Annotated in this window: 18 protein-coding genes, 1 tRNA gene, 1 pseudogene and 1 riboswitch; of the genes and pseudogenes, 8 read left to right on the forward strand and 12 right to left on the reverse strand. The window is 69.5% G+C overall.

Annotated elements, in window-relative coordinates; translation table 11 throughout:
* Positions 1 to 4: 4 nt before the first annotated feature.
* The 4 genes and pseudogenes from rsmH to AB6A65_RS02390 all read right to left on the reverse strand — a co-directional run bounded on the left by rsmH (position 5) and on the right by AB6A65_RS02390 (position 5,683).
* Positions 5 to 996, reverse strand: a pseudogene (gene rsmH, locus AB6A65_RS02375) (16S rRNA (cytosine(1402)-N(4))-methyltransferase RsmH).
* Between the two features lie 3 nt (positions 997 to 999).
* A complete protein-coding gene (gene mraZ / locus AB6A65_RS02380) occupies positions 1,000 to 1,518 on the reverse strand; it encodes a division/cell wall cluster transcriptional repressor MraZ (protein ID WP_371036746.1) in 519 nt (172 codons plus the stop codon).
* A 1,113-nt stretch (positions 1,519 to 2,631) separates the two neighbouring features.
* The gene (locus AB6A65_RS02385; RefSeq protein WP_371036747.1) at positions 2,632 to 2,916 is read right to left on the reverse strand and encodes a hypothetical protein; all 285 of its coding nucleotides are present in this window, start codon (positions 2,914 to 2,916) and stop codon (positions 2,632 to 2,634) included.
* A gap of 151 nt (positions 2,917 to 3,067) precedes the next feature.
* Positions 3,068 to 3,271, reverse strand: a riboswitch (cobalamin riboswitch).
* 72 nt (positions 3,272 to 3,343) lie between these two features.
* Positions 3,344 to 5,683 carry an ATP-dependent helicase gene (locus AB6A65_RS02390; RefSeq protein WP_371036748.1) on the reverse strand — a complete coding sequence of 780 codons (2,340 nt, stop codon included), beginning with the start codon at positions 5,681 to 5,683 and terminating at the stop codon, positions 3,344 to 3,346.
* A gap of 113 nt (positions 5,684 to 5,796) precedes the next feature.
* On the opposite strand from AB6A65_RS02390, the gene AB6A65_RS02395 reads away from it, so the two are divergent.
* Positions 5,797 to 6,948, forward strand: a complete 1,152-nt coding sequence (locus AB6A65_RS02395) for an alpha-hydroxy acid oxidase (protein ID WP_371036749.1) — start codon at positions 5,797 to 5,799, stop codon at positions 6,946 to 6,948.
* Here AB6A65_RS02395 and AB6A65_RS02400 read toward each other — a convergent pair.
* Positions 6,912 to 7,415: a BLUF domain-containing protein gene (locus AB6A65_RS02400; RefSeq protein ID WP_371036750.1), complete on the reverse strand. Its 504-nt coding sequence runs from the start codon at positions 7,413 to 7,415 to the stop codon at positions 6,912 to 6,914. The genes AB6A65_RS02395 and AB6A65_RS02400 overlap by 37 nt on opposite strands.
* 144 nt (positions 7,416 to 7,559) lie before the next feature.
* On the opposite strand from AB6A65_RS02400, the gene AB6A65_RS02405 reads away from it, so the two are divergent.
* Positions 7,560 to 11,012 carry a pyruvate carboxylase gene (locus tag AB6A65_RS02405; RefSeq protein ID WP_371036751.1) on the forward strand — a complete coding sequence of 1,151 codons (3,453 nt, stop codon included), beginning with the start codon at positions 7,560 to 7,562 and terminating at the stop codon, positions 11,010 to 11,012.
* 130 nt (positions 11,013 to 11,142) lie between these two features.
* On the opposite strand, the gene AB6A65_RS02410 is transcribed toward AB6A65_RS02405, so the two are convergent.
* Positions 11,143 to 12,312, reverse strand: coding sequence for a 2OG-Fe(II) oxygenase (locus tag AB6A65_RS02410; protein ID WP_371036752.1), 1,170 nt, complete (start codon positions 12,310 to 12,312; stop codon positions 11,143 to 11,145).
* A gap of 167 nt (positions 12,313 to 12,479) precedes the next feature.
* On the opposite strand from AB6A65_RS02410, the gene AB6A65_RS02415 reads away from it, so the two are divergent.
* Positions 12,480 to 12,554 (forward strand) — tRNA-Gly (locus AB6A65_RS02415).
* Positions 12,555 to 12,651: 97 nt separating this feature from the next.
* Here the strand turns inward: AB6A65_RS02415 and AB6A65_RS02420 are convergent.
* Positions 12,652 to 12,891 (reverse strand): Lrp/AsnC ligand binding domain-containing protein, encoded by a 240-nt coding sequence (locus tag AB6A65_RS02420; RefSeq protein ID WP_371036753.1) that lies wholly within the window; start codon positions 12,889 to 12,891, stop codon positions 12,652 to 12,654.
* Between the two features lie 131 nt (positions 12,892 to 13,022).
* Between AB6A65_RS02420 and hisB the strand changes: the two genes are divergently transcribed.
* Together hisB and hisH are read left to right on the forward strand one after the other, a co-directional pair.
* Positions 13,023 to 13,610 carry an imidazoleglycerol-phosphate dehydratase HisB gene (gene hisB / locus AB6A65_RS02425; RefSeq protein ID WP_371036754.1) on the forward strand — a complete coding sequence of 196 codons (588 nt, stop codon included), beginning with the start codon at positions 13,023 to 13,025 and terminating at the stop codon, positions 13,608 to 13,610.
* 4 nt (positions 13,611 to 13,614) lie between these two features.
* Positions 13,615 to 14,253 carry an imidazole glycerol phosphate synthase subunit HisH gene (gene hisH / locus AB6A65_RS02430; RefSeq protein ID WP_371036755.1) on the forward strand — a complete coding sequence of 213 codons (639 nt, stop codon included), beginning with the start codon at positions 13,615 to 13,617 and terminating at the stop codon, positions 14,251 to 14,253.
* Between the two features lie 15 nt (positions 14,254 to 14,268).
* On the opposite strand, the gene AB6A65_RS02435 is transcribed toward hisH, so the two are convergent.
* Positions 14,269 to 14,655 carry a DUF2147 domain-containing protein gene (locus AB6A65_RS02435; protein ID WP_371036756.1) on the reverse strand — a complete coding sequence of 129 codons (387 nt, stop codon included), beginning with the start codon at positions 14,653 to 14,655 and terminating at the stop codon, positions 14,269 to 14,271.
* A 147-nt stretch (positions 14,656 to 14,802) separates the two neighbouring features.
* On the opposite strand from AB6A65_RS02435, the gene hisA reads away from it, so the two are divergent.
* Positions 14,803 to 15,525: a 1-(5-phosphoribosyl)-5-[(5-phosphoribosylamino)methylideneamino]imidazole-4-carboxamide isomerase gene (gene hisA, locus AB6A65_RS02440; protein ID WP_371036757.1), complete on the forward strand. Its 723-nt coding sequence runs from the start codon at positions 14,803 to 14,805 to the stop codon at positions 15,523 to 15,525.
* A gap of 2 nt (positions 15,526 to 15,527) precedes the next feature.
* Here hisA and AB6A65_RS02445 read toward each other — a convergent pair whose 3' ends face one another.
* The gene (locus AB6A65_RS02445; RefSeq protein WP_371036758.1) at positions 15,528 to 15,980 is read right to left on the reverse strand and encodes a DUF302 domain-containing protein; all 453 of its coding nucleotides are present in this window, start codon (positions 15,978 to 15,980) and stop codon (positions 15,528 to 15,530) included.
* 135 nt (positions 15,981 to 16,115) lie between these two features.
* Here AB6A65_RS02445 and hisF point away from each other — a divergent pair, with 135 nt between their 5' ends.
* Positions 16,116 to 16,877: an imidazole glycerol phosphate synthase subunit HisF gene (hisF, locus tag AB6A65_RS02450; RefSeq protein WP_371036759.1), complete on the forward strand. Its 762-nt coding sequence runs from the start codon at positions 16,116 to 16,118 to the stop codon at positions 16,875 to 16,877.
* Positions 16,874 to 17,188: a phosphoribosyl-ATP diphosphatase gene (locus tag AB6A65_RS02455; protein WP_371036760.1), complete on the forward strand. Its 315-nt coding sequence runs from the start codon at positions 16,874 to 16,876 to the stop codon at positions 17,186 to 17,188. The genes hisF and AB6A65_RS02455 overlap by 4 nt, the downstream gene beginning before the upstream one ends.
* 11 nt (positions 17,189 to 17,199) lie before the next feature.
* Here the strand turns inward: AB6A65_RS02455 and AB6A65_RS02460 are convergent, their stop codons facing one another.
* The 3 genes from AB6A65_RS02460 to AB6A65_RS02470 all read right to left on the reverse strand — a co-directional run bounded on the left by AB6A65_RS02460 (position 17,200) and on the right by AB6A65_RS02470 (position 19,834).
* The gene (locus tag AB6A65_RS02460) at positions 17,200 to 17,682 is read right to left on the reverse strand and encodes a CoA-binding protein (RefSeq protein ID WP_371036761.1); all 483 of its coding nucleotides are present in this window, start codon (positions 17,680 to 17,682) and stop codon (positions 17,200 to 17,202) included.
* A 177-nt stretch (positions 17,683 to 17,859) separates the two neighbouring features.
* A complete protein-coding gene (locus tag AB6A65_RS02465) occupies positions 17,860 to 19,335 on the reverse strand; it encodes an aspartate kinase (protein ID WP_371036762.1) in 1,476 nt (491 codons plus the stop codon).
* A gap of 100 nt (positions 19,336 to 19,435) precedes the next feature.
* Positions 19,436 to 19,834 (reverse strand): ectoine synthase, encoded by a 399-nt coding sequence (locus AB6A65_RS02470; RefSeq protein WP_371036763.1) that lies wholly within the window; start codon positions 19,832 to 19,834, stop codon positions 19,436 to 19,438.

Consider the following 19,834-nt stretch of genomic DNA (forward strand, 5'->3'; position numbering starts at 1 on the left):
TGGTCTATCCTTTCACGACCGGCATGCCGATCCGGGCGGGATCGGGGACGCCCGCGGGCGCATCGGTGCGGCGCGCCCCCCGAAGCCGGGCCGAACGCGCGCGGGGGTTGCGGGCAAGCTCCTCCGCGTCGGGCCGACCGCCTTGCGCGTGAGGATCTCGAAGCGCGCACGCTCGGGGGTGCCCGCCGGCGCGAAGCGATTGGCCGCGCCGGTGGAGCCCGCCCGCGCCTGGAAAAAGCGCTTCACCATCCGGTCCTCGATGGAATGGAAGGTCACCACGGCGAGCGCGCCGCCGGGCGCAAGCGCGCGCTCGGCGGCGACGAGACCTTGGAACAGCTCCCCGAACTCGTCGTTCACGGCGATCCTGAGCGCCTGGAAACTGCGGGTGGCGGGGTGCGCCTGCCCCGGCTTCGCCCGCGGAAGGCAGGCCTCGACGACGCGGGCGAGATCGAGCGTCGTCTCGATCGGCGCCTCGGCGCGCGCGCGCAGGATGGCGCGGGCGATGCGCCGGCTCGCGCGCTCCTAGCCGTAGAGAAAGAGGATGTCGGCCAGCTCCCTCTCGGAGGCGGCGTTGACGATATCGGCCGCCGTCGGGCCCTCCCGCCCCATGCGCATGTCGAGCGGCCCCTCCTTCTGGAAGGAAAAGCCGCGCTCGGCGCGGTCGAGCTGCATGGAGGAGACGCCGAGATCCAGCACCACCCCGGCGAGGTCGCTGCCGTAATCATCGAGCCTCGAGAAGACGTCCTCGACCATCTCCAGACGGTCGCCATACCCGCCGGCCCATCCCGCCGCGAGTTCGAAGGCGAGCGGATCGCGATCCATCGCGATGACCTTGTTCGCGCCCGCTTCCAGCAGCGCGCGGGCATAGCCGCCCGCACCGAAGGTGCCGTCGAGCCAGACGCCGCGCACCGGCGCCACGAGATCGAGAAGCGGGCCGAGCAGGACCGGAACATGGGGCGGCGCGGAGCTCGGGGCGGACGCGGCCGGGCAGGTCATGGCCTACGCCCCCGCCGGGCCGCCGGGCTGCGGATCGTCCAGCAGCATCAGCGGGTCGAAATCCTCGGGCAGCTCGTCGAGCCAGGCTTCGGTCCGCGCCAGCTCTTCGGCGTCGTAGGTCTCGGGCTTCCAGATCTGGAACGTGTCGCCGGCGGCGATGAAGAACGCCTCGCCCTCGAGCCCGATCTTCTGGCGCAGCTTCGCCGGCAGCACGAGGCGGCCGGTCTCGTCCACGTTGGTGGGATAGCTCTGGCCGTGGAAGAGGCGTTGCAGCATCTTGCGCTGCATCGAGCCGCGCGGCATCGCGTCGATCTTCTCGTCGACCTCGGCGATCGCCTCCATGGTGTAGCATTCGAGGTAATTGCGGCGGTGGTCGCCGTAGACGATCACCAGTTCGGGGTTGAGCCCATCGGTCCAGTTCGGGTCGGCGGCCTCGAGCACGCGGCGGAACGAGGCCGGGATCGACACCCGGCCCTTCGCGTCCACCTTGTTGCGGCTCTCGCCTCTGAACCTGCGGCCCACTGTCCCTACCGCCCTTTCAACCTTCGCCCCCGAAGGCCCGGCGCCTTACGAAAACGGCGGATCGAGCTGCTGCCAAAGCCCGATCCGCCGCCCTCGTCCCGTCGCCGGGGTGTCCGGCTGCGCGCGCCACCTGGGGGGATGTCTGCTCGCCCGCGCACCGGATCTCTCTTTCACGATGAAAGCGGGGTGCCTGTATGAAACCTGACTTTTTATGGGAGCCTTGTTCGGGGTTCTTTTCCGCCCCTTCGTCCCGTCCCTCATCGTGAGAAAAGGGATGCCATGGGAATTCATGGAAATCAACAAGTTTTTGTGGGACGACAGGCAACCACAGACGCGTCACCGCCTTGCATGAGCGGCTTTTGCCATGCTCCCGCGGGACTGAAATACAATATATATGACCATCCCTGAAAATTGCTCCATATATGGTGCGAATTTCCGGACTCCCTTTTCGGCCCATGATTTCCCAGCCGTATCCAGAAAACTGTCGCGTCGCCGAAGATCCGTCGCCCGGCCCGGGCGAATCGCTCGCCGGGCGCGAGTCGGGCGTTCCGGCATTCCGCCGGATGCCATCGACGGGAAATGAGCGGGCGTCGCCGTGCACGGGCCGCCCATCTTCCAGGCAAGCCCGGGCGCAACGTGGGCAGGCGAGCCCAAGCGTTCAAGAAGCGCACAAGGAACGGGCAGCGGTGCCCGGAAAAGGTCAGTATGTCATATGCATTTGCCGCATAGCAGCATTGAGCCGCCGGCTATTGTGCAAGCGCAGCATAAACGTATCTTTGGAAGGAACGCGGCGCAGGTTGACGCCAACACGCAAGGCAGGCGCCCGCAGACATACGGATCAGGAAACCCTCTCCTCCTCCCTGGGTTTTCTGAAAACTGGCGGCGGCATCTCTCCTCCTCCCCGATGCCGCCGCACCTTATACGACGCAGCCCGTCGCCCTCGGGTGCGGGATGCGGACACAGGATCGAAGCGCCCCCTCTCCTCCTCCCTGGGGCCTTCGAGATCGAAACGGCGGCGCCTTCCTCCTCCTCCCGGGCGTCGCCGTTTCTCTTTCCCAAGCTTCGAAAAACGGGATGTCCCGTGATTTCCCGTCGCGGCGCGGCGCCGGCGCGTCAGTGCAGCGCGCGACGGCGTCCGCGCGCCCCGCCCCGGCGAGTCGCGCCCACGACGCTCGGCCGCGTCGCCTGTTCCAGAAACTCCAGGAAGGCCGCCGCGGCGGCGCTGGGCGCCTCGGGCGGGTCGAGCCCGTCGAGCGCCCGGCTCGCCGCCTGCTGCGGGCTGGTGTCCGCCGAGAGGGCAAAAACCCATTCGAGGAACCCGAGCCGCGCGGCCTGCTCGGCCGCGTCGCCCTCTCGCGCGAGCCTTTGCAGCCCGTCCATGATCGCCAGCGCCGTCATTTGCGCCCTGCCCGCCGGCCTGCGCGGCCCGTCCGGTCACCCATCTCTCATCTCCCGGGCCGCGCCCCGCGGCCATTGGAGCGGATGACTGAAAGAGCGGGACAGCACCGCGGCGGCGCCGCGCGACGTCCCCGCCCACACCGCCACCCGCGGTTCGACGTCATGCCAGGGCTGGTTTCCGGGCTCGGGGCGGGTGGGGCCAATGGCCCCGCGCCAGGCGCCTTCCCGGGAGCGGTCCCAGTGGCATTGCCTGTCGCATCCCGCCCTCACCGTTGCGGGGGCAGCGCCGGGGTCTCACCGGCTTCCCAATTCTCCGCGACGCACGCGCCGCGGCACCCTGACAAGACCGAGCGTAGCCGATTCCCCGTCAGACGAAAGCGATTTTCAAGCCCGGGCGGGCGCGGTTCCGCCGGTGGTTCGGCTTGCCTCAGAACGGGACGTCGTCGGCGCCGGTGACGTAGCGGGCGACCACTTTCTTGTCGCCCGCCTTCTCGAAGGCGACCTCGAGCTTGTCGCCCTCGATGCCCTTGATCGTGCCGTAGCCGAACTTCTGGTGGAAAACGCGATCACCCACGCTGTGGGCGCTGACCGCTTCGAGGTCGATCACCTGCCCGCGCGTCTCGCGCGGCTGGCTGACCGGGCGCGCGCCGGCGCGCTCCTGCATCCGGCGCCAGCCGGGAGAGTTGTAGGCGTTGGCCTCGGCCGCGCGACGCTCGATGCCCGCCGTGGCCGCGGCACCGTAGCCGCCCCCGTAAAGCCCCGGCGGCGTCAGAACCTCGACATGCTCCTCCGGCAGCTCGTCGATGAAGCGCGAGGGCATCTGCGACTGCCACTGGCCGAAGACGCGCCGGTTGCCGGCGAAGGAAATCGTGCAGAGCTCGCCCGCGCGGGTGATGCCGACATAGGCGAGGCGGCGCTCTTCCTCGAGGCCCTTGAGGCCCTGCTCGTCCATGGACCGCTGCGAGGGGAAAAGCCCGTCCTCCCAGCCCGGCAGGAAGACGGCCGGGAACTCCAGCCCCTTGGCGGCATGCAGCGTCATCACCGAGACCTTCTCGCCCTCGGCGCCCGCCTCGTTGTCCATGATGAGGCTCACATGCTCCAGGAAGCCGGTGAGGTTCTCGAACTCCTCGAGCGCCTTGACGAGTTCCTTGAGGTTGTCGAGCCGCCCCGGCGCCTCGGGCGTCTTGTCGTTCTGCCACATGCCCGTGTAGCCCGACTCGTCGAGAACGATCTCCGCCAGTTCGACATGGCTGAGGCCGGGATCGCCCGCCATCCGGCCCCACCTGTCGAGCCCGTCGAGAAGCTTCGCAAGCTCCGCCGCGCCCTTGCCCGAGAGCCCCTTCTCGGCCAGCAGCGCCCGCGCGCCCTCCAGAAGGCTCACGCCCCGGGCCCGCGCCGCGGCGCGGATCTTCTGCTGGGCCTTGTCGCCGAGCCCGCGCTTGGGCGTGTTCACGATCCGCTCGAAGGCCAGATCGTCCGCGGGCGAGACGACGAGCCGGAAATAGGCCATCGCGTCGCGGATCTCCATCCGCTCGTAGAAGCGCGGCCCGCCGATCACGCGGTAAGGCAGGCCGATCGTGAGGAACCGGTCCTCGAAGGCGCGCATCTGGTGGGAGGCGCGCACGAGGATCGCGATCTCGTCGAGCGAGAAGGGCCGCATCCCCCGCGTGCCGCCCTGCATCGCCTCGATCTCCTCGCCGATCCAGCGCGCCTCCTCCTCGCCGTCCCAGTGCCCGATGAGGCGGACCTTCTCGCCCGCCTCGGCCTCGGTCCAGAGCGTCTTGCCGAGCCGCCCCTCGTTGGCGGCGATCACGCCCGACGCGGCGGCGAGAATATGCGGGGTCGAGCGGTAGTTCTGCTCCAGCCGGACGACCTTCGCGCCGGGGAAATCCGTCTCGAAGCGCAGGATGTTGCCCACCTCCGCACCGCGCCAGCCATAGATCGACTGGTCGTCGTCACCCACGCAGCAGATGTTGTGGTGACCGCCGGCCAGTAGTCGCAGCCAGAGATACTGCGCGACGTTGGTGTCCTGGTACTCGTCCACGAGGATGTAGCGGAACCAGCGGCGGTATCGCTCGAGCACGTCGTCATGGGTCTGGAAGATGGTGACGACATGGAGCAGCAGGTCGCCGAAATCGACCGCGTTCAGCTCCTTCAGGCGGGCCTGGTACTGAGCGTAGAGCTCGACGCCGCGGCGATTGTAGGCACCGGCCTCCGAGGCGGGCACGCGCTCGGGCGTCCAGGCGCGGTTCTTCCAGTGATCGATGATCCCGGCGAGCTGGCGCGCGGGCCAGCGCTTCTCGTCGATCCCCTCGGCCGCGACGAGCTGCTTGAGGAGGCGAAGCTGGTCGTCGGTGTCGAGGATCGTGAACGACGGCTTGAGCCCCGCAAGCTCCGCATGGCGGCGCAGCAGCTTGACGCAGATCGCGTGGAAGGTGCCGAGCCAGGGCACCCCCTCCACCGCGTGGCCGAGAAGGCGCGCCACGCGGTCCTTCATCTCGCGCGCGGCCTTGTTGGTGAAGGTCACGGCCAGGATCTCGTCCGGGCGCGCGCGGCCGGTGTTGAGAAGATGCGCGATGCGCGTGGTCAGCGCCTTGGTCTTGCCCGTGCCCGCGCCCGCCAGCATCAGCACGGGCCCGTCGAGCGCCTCCACCGCGGCGCGCTGCGCGGCGTTCAGCTCGTGAAGATAGGGCGCAGGCCGCGCGGCCATGGCACGGGCGGACAGCGAGGCCGCCTCGAAGGCGTCGGCGTCGTCGAAACTGCTCATGGCGCGCAATCTAGCGCAGCCGGCGGCGGGTTTAAAGAATTGTTCGGCGTATGTTCCGCCCGCGGCGCGGGCCGCGCCCGCGTGCTGGACAATCCCCCGCCGCTGACGGAAACATGCTGCCGATGACCCTCGACGCACGCTTCCCAGCCATCTCGGACCTTCGTGCCCGCGCCCGCGCGCGGCTGCCCCGCTTCGTCTGGGAATATCTCGACAGCGCCACCGGCGCGGAGGCCACGCAGGCGCGCAACCGCGCCGCGCTCGACCGGGTCGTGCTGCGTCCCTCCATCCTGCACGGGGAGATCGCGCCGGATCTTTCCGTCGAGCTTCTGGGCCGCCGCCACGCCCTGCCCTTCGGCGTCGCGCCGGTGGGGATGTCGGGCCTGATCTGGCCCGGGGCGGAGCGCAGGCTCGCCGCCGCCGCGGCGCAGGCGGGGCTGCCCTACACGCTGTCCACCGTCGCCACCGCCGCCCCCGAGGAGGTCGGGCCCGAGGCCGGGGAGAACGGCTGGTTCCAGCTCTATCCGCCGCGCGACGAGGACATCCGCCGCGACATGCTGCGGCGCGCCCGGGCGGCGGGGTTCCGCACGCTGGTGCTGACCGTTGACGTCCCGGTGGCAAGCCGGCGCGAGCGCCAGACGCGCTCTGGCCTGACGAACCCGCCGCGCCTTACCCCGCGGCTGGCGTTGCAGGTGGCGGCGCGTCCGGCCTGGGCGCTCGCCACCGCGCGGGCGGGGATGCCCCGGATGCGAACGCTCGATCCCTACAAGGAGGGTCTCGCCTCGGGCGCGCTGCCCTCGAACGCGCATGTGGGCTACCTTCTGCGCACCTCGCCAGACCGCGATTACCTGCGCTGGCTGCGGGACAACTGGGAGGGGCCGCTCGTCGTCAAGGGCGTGCTGGGCGCCGAGGACGCCGCCATGCTTCAGGCCGAGGGCGCGGACGCGATCTGGGTGTCGAACCATGCCGGCCGGCAGTTCGACGCCGCGCCCGCCACGATCGAGGCGCTGCCCGCGATCCGCGCGGCCACGACGCTGCCGGTGATCCTCGACGGGGGCGTCGAGGGCGGGCTCGACATGCTGCGCGCCATCGCGCTCGGCGCGGATTTCGTGATGATGGGACGGCCCTGGCACTACGCGATCGCCGCGCTGGGGGCGGACGGCCCGACGCATCTGGTGGACTTGCTGCGCAAGGATCTGGAGGCCAACATGGGCCAGCTGGGCGCGCGCGATTACGGCGCGCTGCCATCGCGCATGGTGCGCGACTGACCCGTCAGGCCCTCTGCCCGCAACTCGCGCCCGGCCTCGTATCCCAGCGAGCGGAAGCCCGCGAGGAAGGTCTGGATCAGGCGGTCGATCCGGGGCTCGCCGGACACCTCGCCGCGCTGTGCCAGCTTCGCCAGGTCCAGCGCCGAGGCGCGGCATGTGCCCGGCAGGCTGTCGAGCCGGGCGAAGCCCATCCGCCAATGGGGAAAGGCGCGCTCTTGCTCGGCGCCCGCGCGCAGCGTGACCAGCCCGTGATGGCGGGGATCGCGGCCGATCCGCGCGAAGCAGGCGCGCACCACCGTCTCCTCGCCCTCGAGCACCTGGAAGTAGCTTCCCTCGTGCAGCAGCAGCAGGCCGGTAATGTCGGCCACCGTGTTGTTGCGCCGCGAGGCGGCGAGGATATCCGACACCTCGTCGGCGGTGGGCTGGCAGCCGCGTGCCGTGCTCCAATAGAGATAGCGAAAGATCATAGGGCGCACCCGGCGACGTGACGCCGCAAACGAACCAGACGGGCGTTGACAACGGGTAAAAATCCACCGGCGCGATCACGCCGAGTTTACGAAGCGCGGGATTGTGCCTAGACATCGCATAGCGAACGCAAAGGGACAGCGCCGATGACCGACTTCCGCAAGATCCTGGTCGCCAACAGGGGCGAGATCGCGATTCGCGTGCTGCGCGCGGCCAACGAGATGGGCAAACGCACCGTCGCGATCTTCGCCGAGGAAGACAAGCTGTCGCTCCACCGCTTCAAGGCGGACGAAGCCTACCGAATCGGCGAGGGGCTGGGACCGGTGCAGGCCTACCTGTCGATCCCCGAGATCATCCGCGTGGCGAAGGAGTGCGGCGCCGACGCGATCCACCCGGGCTATGGCCTGCTGTCCGAGAACCCGGATTTCGTGGATGCCTGCGACGCCGCGGGCATCGCCTTCATCGGGCCGCGGGCCGAGACCATGCGCCAGCTGGGCGACAAGGCCAGCGCGCGGCGCGTGGCGATCGAGGCCGGCGTGCCGGTGATCCCCGCCACCGAGGTGCTGGGCGACGACATGGCGGCGATCCGCCGCGAGGCCGAGGACATCGGCTATCCGCTCATGCTGAAGGCCAGCTGGGGCGGCGGCGGGCGCGGAATGCGCCCCATCAGCGGCCCCGACGAGCTGGAAGAGAAGGTGCTGGAGGGCCGGCGCGAGGCCGAGGCCGCCTTCGGCAACGGCGAAGGCTACCTCGAGAAGATGATCACCCGCGCCCGCCACGTCGAGGTGCAGATCCTCGGCGACACGCAGGGCAACATCTATCACCTCTTCGAGCGCGACTGCTCGGTCCAGCGGCGCAACCAGAAGGTCGTGGAGCGCGCGCCCGCCCCCTACCTGAGCGAGGAGCAGCGCGCCGAGCTTTGCGAACTCGGCCGCAAGATCTGCGCCCATGTGAACTACGAGTGCGCCGGCACCGTCGAGTTCCTGATGGACATGGACACCGGCAATTTCTACTTCATCGAGGTCAACCCCCGCATCCAGGTCGAGCATACCGTGACCGAGGAGGTCACGGGCATCGACATCGTGCGGGCGCAGATCCTGATCGCCGAGGGCAAGTCGCTCTCCGAGGCGACCGGGATGCCGAGCCAGGGCGACATCGCGCTCAACGGCCACGCGCTTCAGACCCGGATCACCACGGAAGATCCGCAGAACAACTTCATCCCCGACTACGGGCGCATCACCGCCTACCGCTCGGCCACGGGCATGGGCATCCGCCTCGACGGCGGCACGGCCTACGCGGGCGGCGTCATCACCCGCTACTACGATTCGCTGCTGGTGAAGGTCACCGCCTGGGCGCCCACGCCGGACCAAGCCATCGCGCGGATGGACCGGGCTCTGCGCGAGTTCCGAATCCGCGGCGTGGCCACGAACATCGCCTTCGTCGAGAACCTGCTCAAGCACCCGAAATTCCTGTCGAACGAATACACGACCCGTTTCATCGACGAGACCGCGGAGCTGTTCCAGTTTCCCAAGCGCAAGGACCGCGGCACGCGCGTGCTGACCTACATCGCGGACATCACGGTGAACGGTCACCCCGAGACGAAGGGCCGCCCGCGCCCGCCCGCCGACGTGAAGGATCCGCGCCCGCCGAAGCTGCGTGCCGAGACGCCACCGCCCGGCACCAAGACGCTGCTGGAGGAGAAGGGGCCGCAGGCGGTGGCCGACTGGATGGCGGCGCAGACGAAGCTGCTCGTCACCGACACGACGATGCGGGACGCCCACCAGTCGCTGCTGGCCACGCGGATGCGCTCGCTCGACATGGTCAAGGTGGCGCCGGCCTACGCCCACAACCTGCCGCAGCTTTTCAGCGTCGAGTGCTGGGGCGGGGCCACCTTCGACGTGGCCTACCGCTTCCTGCAGGAATGTCCCTGGCAGCGGCTGCGCGACCTGCGCGAGCGGATGCCCAACATCATGACGCAGATGCTGCTCCGCGGCGCGAACGGGGTGGGCTACACCAACTATCCCGACAATGTGGTGCGCGAGTTCGTGCGCCAGGCCGCCGCCTCGGGCGTGGACGTGTTCCGTGTCTTCGACAGCCTGAACTGGGTCGAGAACATGCGCGTGGCGATGGATGCGGTGTGCGAGAACGACCGCGTCTGCGAGGGCGCGATCTGCTACACCGGCAACATCCTCGATCCCGACCGGTCGAAATACGACCTGAAATACTACGTCGAAATGGGCAAGGCGCTGCGCGACGCGGGCGCGCATGTGCTGGGGCTGAAGGACATGGCGGGGCTTCTGAAACCGGCCGCCGCGCGCACGCTCTTCAAGACGCTCAAGGAAGAGGTGGGGCTGCCCATCCACTTCCACACCCACGACACCGCCGGCATCGCCTGCGGCACGATCCTCGCCGCCGCCGAGACCGGTGTGGACGCGGTGGACTGCGCGATGGACGCGCTTTCCGGGAATACGAGCCAGGCCACGCTCGGCACCATCGTGGAGGCGCTGGCCTTCACCGATCGCGACACCGGCATCGACATCGACGCGGTGCGCGAGATCTCCAACTACTGGGAGGCGGTGCGCCTGCACTACACGGCGTTCGAATCGGGCCTGCAGTCGCCCGCCTCCGAGGTCTACCTGCACGAGATGCCGGGCGGGCAGTTCACCAACCTCAAGGCGCAGGCGCGCTCGCTCGGGCTCGAGGAGCGCTGGCACGAGATCGCCCACGCCTATGCGGAGGTGAACCAGATGTTCGGCGACATCGTGAAGGTCACGCCGTCGTCGAAGGTGGTGGGCGACATGGCGCTGATGATGGTCAGCCAGCACCTGACCCGCGCCGATGTCGAGAACCCGGAGAAGGAGGTGAGCTTTCCCGACTCGGTCATCGACATGATGCGCGGCAATCTCGGCCAGCCCCCGGGCGGCTTTCCCGAGGCGATCGTGAAGAAGGTTCTCAAGAACGAGCGCCCAAACACGGAGCGCCCGGGCGCCCATCTTCCGCCGGAGGATCTGGAGGCCAAGCGCCGGGAGTTGTCGGACAAGCTCGACGGGCGCGAGTTCGACGACGAGGACCTCAACGGCTACCTAATGTATCCCAAGGTGTTTCTGGACTACGCGGAGCGGCACGACCTTTACGGCCCCGTGCGCACCTTGCCCACGCGCACCTTCTTCTACGGCATGGAGCCGGGCGAGGAGGTCACCGCCGAGATCGATCCCGGCAAGACGCTCGAGGTCCGCCTGCAGGCCGTGGGCGAGACCCATGACGACGGCGAGGTCCGCGTCTTCTTCGAGCTGAACGGCCAGCCGCGCGTGGTGCGCGTGCCCGACCGCATGGTGAAGTCGCAGACGGCCCAGCGCCCGAAGGCCGAGCCGGGCAACGCGGCCCATGTGGCCGCCCCCATGCCCGGCGTCGTGGCGAGCGTGAGCGTGAGCGCGGGCCAGAAGGTGGCCGAGGGCGATCTGCTGCTCACCATCGAGGCGATGAAGATGGAGACCGGGCTCCACGCCGAGCGGGATGCGACGGTGAAGGCCGTGCACGTCCAGCCCGGAGGCCAGATCGACGCCAAGGATCTTCTGGTGGAATACGAAGCCGAGGAGTGACCGGGTCGCACCGTCGCCCGGCATCGGCCCTGCCGCGGACGCGCGGTGCGGCCGCCTCGTCCCCGGTGCGGGATCGGGCGCGCGCAGAAGGGCCCATCATCGGGCCGCCGGCCGTGCCGGATGCCGCGCGTCAGGCGCCTTCGGCCGTGCTGGGCGCCGGGGACGCGTCTTGCGCCGCCCCGCGATACTGGCCGACGTTCTCGCCGAGATGGGCGTTGTTGGCCTCGCGGATGCGCGCGGCGGCATCGTCGTAGAGGAAGGGCAGGAAGGCGTAGCGCCGCCCGCTCGTGACCGGCGAGACCTTGTGAAGAAGCGAGCACGAGAAGACCACCGCCCCACCGGCGGGCGCCTTGAAGCCGCGCGGGCCGTATTCGGGAAAGCTGACCCGGCCGCCCTCGAAATCGTCGTTCAGGTTGACCGACACCGCGAAACGGCGATGCGCCGTGCCTTTCGTCGTGTTGTCCCGGTGGGCCGAGAAATGCCCGCCCTCGGAGGCGTCGTAGCAGGATACGATGTAACGCTCCATGCGTGTGACCTGGAACTGGTGCACCTTGAAGATTTCCGGCACGACGCGCCGCACGAACCGCGCGCGCAGCGCGTCGCTGAGCCGCCGATCCTCGATCAGGTAATCGCGCCGTCGCTTGTGACTGGCATCGTGAAGGGCCACCGTCTTGCCGTCGACGTCGCGCATGAAGCCCGACTCCTGCCCACCGTTGCGCTCGTAAAGCTGGATGAGGTGGCGGCACAGCTCGGGTTCGAACACGTTGGGAAGAACGAGGACGGGCGCCGGCACCTCGAAGCCGGCGAAGCGTTCGGGCGGCGGCAGGGTGTCGAGGAAGGTCAGAAGCCGGGGGATGTCTTGCTGGTCCTGGCCGAAGGGGATGCGCGCGAGCACGCGCATCGTGGGGTCTATCACCAGCCAGAACCGGCGATGCGGCACGCCCTCGGGCCCCGCCTTCGCGTCGGGCGGCACCGCGCCGTAAAGCTTGCTGACCGCGAGATCGAAATCCCAGAAGACCCTGTAGCCGGGGATCCGGTTGTCGATCCGCGCGGCGGTCTCGTCGCCGGGATCCACGGAGACCGCGAAGAAACAGGCGGTATCGTCGTCGAAGAAACCGGGCCGCTCGGCCACGGCGCGCAGCGCGGCCTGGGCATGGGCGTCCCCGGCGGAGCCGAGGAAGCAGAGCACGAGGTAACGCCCCGCCGCCGTGTCGAACGCGAATTGCGGGTTGGAGGGCGTGCGCTGCCGGAACCAGGGCGCCGGATCACCCGGCAGAAGATCGATCGCGGTGTCCATCATGTCACCCCCGCTCAGGAACGCTCCGAATACTTGACGCAGCGTCATCATAGTCGGCGATCGTGCGCGTGTGAAGCAATGGAAGAGTGGCGTGGGGAAACACTCTCTTTCCCGAAATTTCCCCTTGCAGCGCGCGGCGCGTTTGACTATCCCACGCCTCACCCAAGGATGCGGGCGTAGCTCAGGGGTAGAGCATTACCTTGCCAAGGTAAGGGTCGTGAGTTCGAATCTCATCGCCCGCTCCAATTTCAACAGATCGACACTGGCCGGACCGGCCGCGGGCCGCACCGTGTCGTGGAAGGTTGCGCGCGGGGGCAATCCCCGGCCGAAGCCGGGCGCGGATCAGAACGCCTTGAAGGTCAGCGTGGTCAGCGACCGCTCTATCCCCTCGATATCGAGAAGGCGGTCGTTGATGTACTTGCCCACGTCCTCGCCCTCCGGGATGTAGAGCTTCATGAGCAGATCGTATTCCCCGCTGGTGGAATAGAGTTCGGAGTGGAGTTCGCGCAGCGCGATGTCCTCGGCGACGCGATAGGTGCTGCCGGGCTTGCAGCGGAGCTGGATGAAGCCGCAGGTGCTCATCGGGGCCTCTCCTGTGGAAGCGTGGAGGCTGGCACAGCCGCCACGCCGGCACAATCCCCGCCGGTCGGGGCCTTTCCGCCCGCGCCGCAGGGGCCTATAACCGCGCCACCCGAAACCCGAGGAGCCGCCCCATGCGCGAGGCCCGCATCAGCCGCACCACCGCCGAGACGGCGATCACCGCCCGCGTCGCGCTCGATGGCACCGGGGCGCACGAGATCGCCACGGGCGTGGGCTTCTTCGACCACATGCTGGCGCAGCTCTCGCGGCATTCGCTGATCGACATCGACCTCTCGGCCGAGGGCGACCTGCACATCGACGACCACCACACGGTGGAGGATTGCGGGCTCGCGCTCGGCCAGGCGCTCGCCGAGGCGCTCGGCGAAAAGCGCGGCATCCGCCGCTACGGCGCCTTCACGCTGGTGATGGACGACGCGCGGGTGGAGGCGGCGCTCGACCTGTCGGGGCGGCCCTGGCTCGCCTGGGAGGTGGACTTCCCCACCCAGAAGATCGGCGCCTTCGACACCGAGCTCGTGCGCGAGTTCTTCCAGGCGCTGGCGAGCCGCGGCGGCATCACGCTCCACGTCTCCGCACGGGCAGGGATCAACAGCCACCACATCGCCGAGGCCGCCTTCAAGGCCGTGGCGCGGGCGCTGCGCCAGGCCGTGGAGCCCGATCCGCGGGCGGGCGAGGCGATCCCGTCCACCAAGGGCGCGCTCTGAGCCCATGACCACCGTCATCGTCGATTACGAGAGCGGCAACCTCCACTCGGCCGAGAAGGCGTTCCAGCGCATGGCCGCCGAGACGGGCGCGGGGGCTGTGATGGTCACCGCCGATCCCGAGACGGTCGCACGCGCCGAGCGCGTCGTGCTGCCGGGCGACGGCGCTTTCCCGGCCTGCCGCCGGGCGCTCTTCGAGCAGTCGGGATTGTTCGAGGCGATCGAGGAGGCGGCGATCACCCGCGGCCGGCCGTTCCTCGGCATCTGCATCGGGATGCAGATGATGGCCTCGCGCGGGCTCGAATACGAGGAGACGCCGGGCTTCGGCTGGATCCCCGGCACGGTGGCGCGCATCGCGCCCGCCAACCCCGCGCTCAAGGTGCCGCACATGGGCTGGAACGACCTCGTGATCGACACGCCCCACCCGGTGCTCGACGGGATCGGCACCGGCGATCACGCCTATTTCGTGCACTCCTACCACTTCGTGGCCGAAGCGCCGGCCCACCGTATCGCCCATGTCGACTACGCCGGCGAGGTGACCGCGATCGTGGGGCGCGACACGCTTTTCGGCACGCAGTTCCACCCGGAAAAGAGCGCAGCGACAGGGCTCCACCTCATCGCCAATTTCCTGCGCTGGCGGCCCTGAGGCGCGCCGCCCGGCTCAGTCCACCCGCGCCCAGGTCTGGCTCGCGCAGATGAGCCCGCCCGCCACGCAGCCGCGCAGCTTCAGCCGGTCCCCCGCGAGGTCGATCTTGCCGAGATAGACCTTGTCGTTGGAGGGCCGCCAGACCCGCCCCTCGTAGCGGCCGTCCCCTTGCGGCACCATGCCGCGGACGATCTGCCGCCCGATCGTGTCGGAGCGGTATTCGCCCTCTGCGTTGAAGGTGCGCGCGATGGTCCCGCAGATGGCGTCGCCGCAGGGCTGCATCCTCACATGGGCGAAGGCCCCGTCGTCGGGCTCGGTCTGCCAGGTGCCGAGCACCGGATCGGCGAGCGCCGCGCCGGCCCCGAGCAGGAGCGCCGCGACGGCGGCGAGCATGCGTGTCATTCTTGTCCTCCCTTTTCGGTCCTCCCGGCCGGCATCCTGCGCGGCGCGCGCCCGGCCGATCAAGCGTGACCCCGCGTCGGCGGGCGCGCATTGCATTCGCCGCGCCGTCCGGGCAGAAGCGCCCCGACCCCGAGACGGAGCGCGCCCATGATCCTCTACCCCGCGATCGACCTGAAGGACGGCAAGGCGGTGCGTCTCCTGCGCGGCGAGATGGAGAAGGCGACGGTCTTCAACGACGACCCCGCCGCGCAGGCCCGCGCCTTCGTCGAGGCGGGCGCGGAGTGGCTGCACCTCGTGGACCTGAACGGCGCCTTCGCGGGGCGGCCGGTGAACGCGGGCGCCGTGGAGGCGATCCTCGCCGCCTGCCGCGGCATCCCCGCGCAGCTCGGCGGCGGCATCCGGGACATGGCGACGATCGAGCGCTGGCTGGGCGCGGGGCTCGCCCGGGTGATCCTCGGCACCGTCGCGGTGGAACAGCCCGAGCTGGTGCGCGAGGCCGCGCGGGCCTTCCCTGGCAAGGTCGCGGTGGGCATCGACGCGCGCGCGGGCCGGGCCGCGACGCGCGGATGGGCCGAGGAGACGGAGGTGGAGGCCACCGACCTCGCCCGCCGCTTCGAAGACGCCGGCGTGGCCGCGATCATCTACACCGACATCGACCGTGACGGGGCGATGGGCGGGCCCAACGTGGCGGCCACCGCGGCGCTCGCCCGCGCGGTCTCCATCCCGGTCATCGCGGCGGGGGGCGTGTCGTCGCTCGACGATCTCGTCGCGCTTCGCGACACCGGCGTGATCGCGGGGACGATCTCGGGCCGCGCGCTTTATGACGGGAAGCTCGACCTGAAGGCGGCGCTCGCCGCGCTCGCAAGCTGAGGCTATTCGGCCGCGGCCTTCGTGAACCTTTCGAGAGCGGCGGCCATCGCCCCGATCACCGGGGCATCGGGGTCGATCCCGTCGAAGCGGCCGAGCGCCGAGGCCGGCGGCTCATAGGCCAGCCAGACCCGGCCGTCGCGATCCTCGTAGACCAGCACCTTGAGCGGCAGGGCAAGCCCCGCCAGCCGGTCGGCCTCGATCGCCGGAGTGCCGACCTTGGGGCTGCCGAAGACGACGAGTTGTGAGGCGCCCACATCCGATCCGACGCTTCGGGCGCCCGCGCCGTGATCGACCCGCGCGAACACGGTTACGCCCGCCTCCTCGACCGCGGCGACGAAGGCGTCGGCCGTGGCCACCACGCTCTTGTCGGCGGAAACGCGCGCGATGTCCTGCGCCAGCGATGGCAGCGGGGCCAGCGACAATGCGAGCGCGGCGAGGGAAGTGCGAACCGGCATGGGGATCTCCTTTCCAGCGTTCTGCGCAGCGACAGTCCGGCACCCCGCCCGGCGCGGCCAGTCACGAATTCGTTGCTCACGCAGAGGTGAGTGCCGCCCTTGCCGTGGCGGGGTGGCGGGCGTATCACCCGGGTCATGCTCAAGACCCGCCTCATCCCCTGCCTCGACGTGGCCGACGGCCGCGTGGTGAAGGGCGTCAACTTCGTCGACCTGGTGGACGCGGGCGACCCGGTGGAGGCGGCGCGCGCCTACGACGAGGCGGGCGCGGACGAGATCTGCTTTCTCGACATCCACGCCACCCACGAGAATCGCGGCACCATGTTCGACGTGGTGCGCCGCACCGCCGAGCAGTGCTTCATCCCGCTCACCGTGGGCGGCGGCGTGAAAGGGCCCGAGGACGTGCGCGCGCTGCTGCTCGCCGGCGCCGACAAGGTGAGCCTCAACTCCGCCGCGGTGGCCGACCCCACGGTGGTGCGCCGCTGCGCCGACCGCTTCGGCAGCCAGTGCATCGTGGTGGCGATCGACGCAAAGCAGGTCGCGCCAGGCCGGTGGGAGATCTTCACCCATGGCGGGCGCCGCGCCACCGGCGTGGATGCGCTCGCCTTCGCCCGGCGGGTGGAATCGGAGGGCGCGGGAGAGATCCTGCTCACCTCGATGGACCGGGACGGCACGCGCGACGGCTTCGACCTCGCGCTCACCCGCGCCGTGGTGGCGGCGGTGGACGTGCCCGTGATCGCGAGCGGCGGCGTGGGCACGCTCGACCACCTCGTGGCCGGCGTGAGAGAGGGCGGCGCGAGCGCGGTGCTCGCCGCGTCGATCTTCCATTTCGGCACCCATTCAATCGCCGAGGCCAAGGCGCACATGGCCGCGGCCGGCATCCCCATGAGGGCCGCATGAACATTCTCGAGGCGCTCGACGCGCTGGTGGCCTCCCGCATGGGCGGCGATCCGGAGGAAAGCTGGACCGCGCGGCTTCTCGCCGCCGGGCCCGAGAAATGCGCCGAGAAGTTCGGCGAGGAGGCGGTGGAGGCCGTGATCGAGGCGGTGCGCGGCGACCGCGAGAGGCTGACCGCCGAGGCGGCCGACGTGCTCTTCCATCTGATCGTCATGCTGCGCGCCCGCGACGTGACGCTCGCCGAGGTGCTGGCGGAACTCGAGCGGCGCCAGGGCCGATCGGGGCTCGAGGAAAAGGCGGGGCGCGAAGGGTAGCCCCGCGCGGCTCAGAGCTTCGAGGAGATGACGCCGGTGGCGAAGCCGCCCATGCGAAGCTCGCCGAAGAGGCGCTGATACTCGATCTTGGGGCAGCGGTTCATCACAACGTCGACGCCCTGCGCCCGGGCCATGGCCGCGGCCTCCGGATGCGAGACGCCGATCTGCATCCAGATCGTCCGGAGCGCGGGCAGCACCGCCAGCGCCTCCTCGACGATGGGCGGCACCGCCTCGGAGCGGCGGAAGATATCGACCATGTCGGCCTCGATGCCCGCCTCGGCGACCTCGGTGAGCGAGGCGCGCACCGTCTCGCCGTGAAGCGTCTTGCCGGCGTGGCCAGGGTTGACGGGGATCACGCGAAAGCCCTTGAGCGCGAGGTAGCGCGCGACATAGGCGCTCGGGCGCACCGGGTTCGTCGAGAGCCCCACCAGCGCGATCACGCGGGTGCGGGTCAGGATCTCGCGGAGGACCGAGTCGGGGTAGGTGTCGCTCATGGACGGAGCGTAGCGCCACAGGGGCGCACAAAAAAGCGCCCGGAGAAAATTCCGGGCGCCAGTGTCGGAACGAGGGACAGTGAAGTAAGACGCCGGTGTTCCGTACCGACGCCTTGATGTGTCACTTAGGCCGCGCCGGCGGACGTTTAAGGGCCCTCAACAACTTGTGAATTGCGCTCAGGCCACGAGCTTGGGCGCGGCGGCGGCGCCGATCTCCGACTCTTCGGGCGCCTCCGGGGCCTGCGCGTCGGCCTCCTCGACGAGCGCGCGATGCAGCGCCTTCACCGCCGTGTCGGCGTCCTCGCGCGCCATGACGAACTGGATATCGACGTTGCGCGGCCCCTGGCTGACCGCGACGGGCGCCAGACCGGCCCGGTCGAGCGCGAGGAGCCCGCGGCCGAGCGCCCGGAGGCCGGAGATGTCGCGCCCGATGGCGGAGACCACCGCGAGCGCGCGGGTGGTGACCTCGGCCGAGGGGTGGACCCGCACGAGGTCGGCTTCCACGCGGCGCACGGATTTCAGCGAGGCGTCCACGTAATGCGTGATCGCGTTGGCGTTCGACGACTTCGCCACGATCCGCACCTTGTGCCGTGTGAGCGCCTCGAGGATGGACGCGTCGTAGCCTTTCACGCCCACCATGTCGGGTTCGAAGAGTTCGAGCGCGATCACCGGCAGCGAGGTCACGATCTCCACCGCCGGCGCCTCGGCCGGCGCCTCGTCGATCAGCGTGCCGGGATCGGCCGGGTCGAAAGCGTTGGTCACGCGCAGCGGGATACCCGCCTGGCGCAGGGTCTTGGCCGCCGACGGGTGGATCGCCTCCATCCCCATGTTGGAAAGCTGGTCGGCCACGTCGTAATTGGTGCGGCCGAGCTTGCGCACGTTCTCCAGCCCCACGAGCCGCGGATCGGCGGAAGAGAGGTGGAATTCCTTGTGGATGATCGCCTCTGCCGCACCGGTGGCCGCGGCGATGCGCGAGAAGGTGACCTCGGAATAGCCGCGATCATAGTGCTTCATCAGCCCTTCGGAACACTGCGCGTAGCCCGTCACGACGGGAAGTTCCGTCGCGAGGTCGATATCCTCGAACCCCCGCGCGATCCGCTCTTCGAGCGAGACCTCGGCCTCGTCGCGCCAGCCGGAGAGGTCCACGAACCGCGCGTTGACGCCCGCGCGGCGCAGCAGAAGCGCGGTCGCCTGCGCCGAATGCGCCTCGCCCAGCCCCGAAAGCAGCTCGCGGATCAGCCCCATGTGCTGGTCCAGACGGAAATGCCCGTAGGAACAGAGTCGCTGAAGGTCGATCAGGCAGGACCGTGCGCCCTCGATGCGCTCGCGCACGAAATCGTCGGCCTCCTGGATGTCGCCGGGGGCTTCCAGCACCTCGCGGTGCGCGACCTTCATCGCCTCGGCCACGCGGTTGAGGGCATCCGACCAGCCGTGATCGTTCTCGGCGTTGGCGAAAAGGGCATAGACGCCCGGCTCGCCGCTCTTCTTGTGCTCGAGCAGTAGATCCGTGATCCCGCCATAGGCGGAGACGACGAAAACGCGGTTGTAGGGGTCTGCACCGCCGTGGAGGAAAAGCGGCTCCAGAAGCTCGCGAGAGCGGCTCATGGAGGTACCGCCGATCTTCTCGACGGTGTGGGCGTGGCGCTCGGTCATGGTTCTTGCCTTTTCGAGACCGCGACCGGGCGCGAGGCGCGCGCGGTCGCGGATCATTTCAGGTTTGCCTGCCGCCGGTTCGCGGCGGCCTTGCGCAGGGTCAGGCCTGTTCTTCCGCCGGGGCGTAGGAGCCGTCCTCGCGGTGCACCTCCTTGCCCGTGACCGGCGGGTTGAAGACGCAGGCCATCACGAGTTCCGCCTCGGGATCGGCGCGCACGGTGTGGCGGTCGTGCTTGTCGAGCGCGTACATCACGCCCGGCTTGATCGCGTGGGTCTCGCCGGTGGCCAGATCGGTGATCGCGCCGGTGCCCGACATGCAATAGACGCTTTCGAAATGGTGCTTGTATTCGAACGTGTGCTCGCTGCCGGCGTCGAGGAAGGTGATGTGGAAGGAAAATCCCATCCCGTCATCGGCCAGAAGCATGCGCACGCTCGTCCATTGCGCGTCGCTCACGGTCCTGTCGCCGGTCTTCAGGTCTTCGAAATCACGAACGATCAT

This window comes from Rhodosalinus sp. FB01, assembly GCF_041365715.1.
Classification (GTDB): Bacteria; Pseudomonadota; Alphaproteobacteria; order Rhodobacterales; family Rhodobacteraceae; genus Rhodosalinus.